This is a genomic window from Sphingopyxis terrae subsp. terrae NBRC 15098, from assembly GCF_001598815.1.
In the GTDB taxonomy this organism is placed as follows: Bacteria; Pseudomonadota; Alphaproteobacteria; order Sphingomonadales; family Sphingomonadaceae; genus Sphingopyxis; species Sphingopyxis terrae.
Genome location: NZ_BCZQ01000058.1, coordinates 1 through 1,318 on the forward strand (window position 1 = coordinate 1; position 1,318 = coordinate 1,318).

Below are 1,318 nucleotides of genomic sequence, written 5' to 3' on the forward strand. Positions count from 1 at the left end.
TTGAAGCGTCCCGGGTTTTCCGGAGGCTCCTATTTGTGAGAAGGAGCTACGATGAGCGCTATAAGGAACAAGTTTTCGCCTGAGTTGCGCGATCGCGCGGTGCGGATGGTGGAGGAGCACCGGGGGGATTACCCGTCGGAGTGGGCGGCGATGTCCTCGATTGCCGGGAAGGTCGGCTGCACGACCGAGACCTTGCGCCGCTGGTGCCGTGAGGAGGCTGGCCGACGAGCGGGACCAGCGGCGCAGGCCGCCAGCGACCGGGACCGGGTCAAGGCGCTGGAACGCGAAGTGAAGGAGTTGCGCCGGGCCAACGAGATCCTGCGCAAGGCGTCCGCATATTTTGCTCAGGCGGAGCTCGACCGCCACGGCAAATGGTGATGTCGTTTATCGACGCTCACCGCGAGGAACTGGGTATCGAGCCGATCTGCCGCGAACTGGCGGTCGCCCCATCCTCCTACCACGAGCATGCCGTCCGTCTTGCCGATCCCGGCAGGCGTCCGGCCCGTGTGCGACGCGATGACGAACTCAAGGAAGACATCAAGCGTGTCCACGAGAACAGCTTTGGCCTCTACGGCTCACGCAAGGTCTGGCACCAGCTGCGCCGCGAGGGCATCGCGGTAGCCAAGTGTACCGTGGAACGGCTGATGCGGACCATGGGGCTGGCAGGCGTGCGGCGCGGCAAGACAACGGTCACCACCGTCAGCAATCCGAAGACGCCATGCCCGCTCGACAAGGTCAATCGCGAGTTCCGCGTCAGTCGGCCCAATGCTCTGTGGGTGGTCGACTTTACCTACGTGCATACCTGGGCGGGGTTCGTCTACGTCGCCTTCGTGATCGATGCCTACGCCCGCAGGATCGTGGGCTGGAAGGTTAGCACCAGCGCCACAGCGAACTTCGTGCTGGATGCCCTCGAGCAGGCGATCCATGCGCGCAGGCCCGGGCCCGATGACGGCCTGATCCATCACAGTGACAGGGGCGTGCAATATCTGGCCATGAACTACACCCAGCGCCTGGCTGAGGCCAACCTCGTTCCGTCGGTGGGCAGTGTTGGCGACAGCTACGACAACGCCTTGGCCGAGACGATCAACGGGCTCTACAAGGCCGAGGTCATCTGGCGACAGCGATCATGGCCGAGCGCATCGGCTGTGGAAATGGCAACCCTGCGCTGGGTCGACTGGTTCAACAATCACCGGCTGTTCGGCCCTATCGGGCATATCCCGCCCGCCGAGGCCGAAGCCAATTACTATGCAGCCAGAGAGAACCTCGATGTGGTCGCATGACTCAAATGAAACCGCCTCCGGAAAACCCGGGACGCTTC

Annotated in this window: 1 protein-coding gene and 1 other annotated feature; the gene reads left to right on the plus strand. The window is 63.5% G+C overall.

What is annotated here, in order from left to right; translation table 11 throughout:
• Window positions 1-51 precede the first annotated feature (51 nt).
• Window positions 52-1,280, plus strand: a protein-coding gene (locus STE01S_RS19445; protein WP_409372007.1) for an IS3 family transposase whose coding sequence is annotated in 2 segments (ribosomal slippage) — window positions 52-343 and window positions 343-1,280 — 1,230 coding nt in all. Because the reading frame shifts where the segments join, the coding sequence is not laid out codon by codon here.
• Window positions 333-447, plus strand: a sequence feature (AL1L pseudoknot). (Overlaps the previous gene by 115 nt.)
• Window positions 1,281-1,318: the final 38 nt, after the last annotated feature.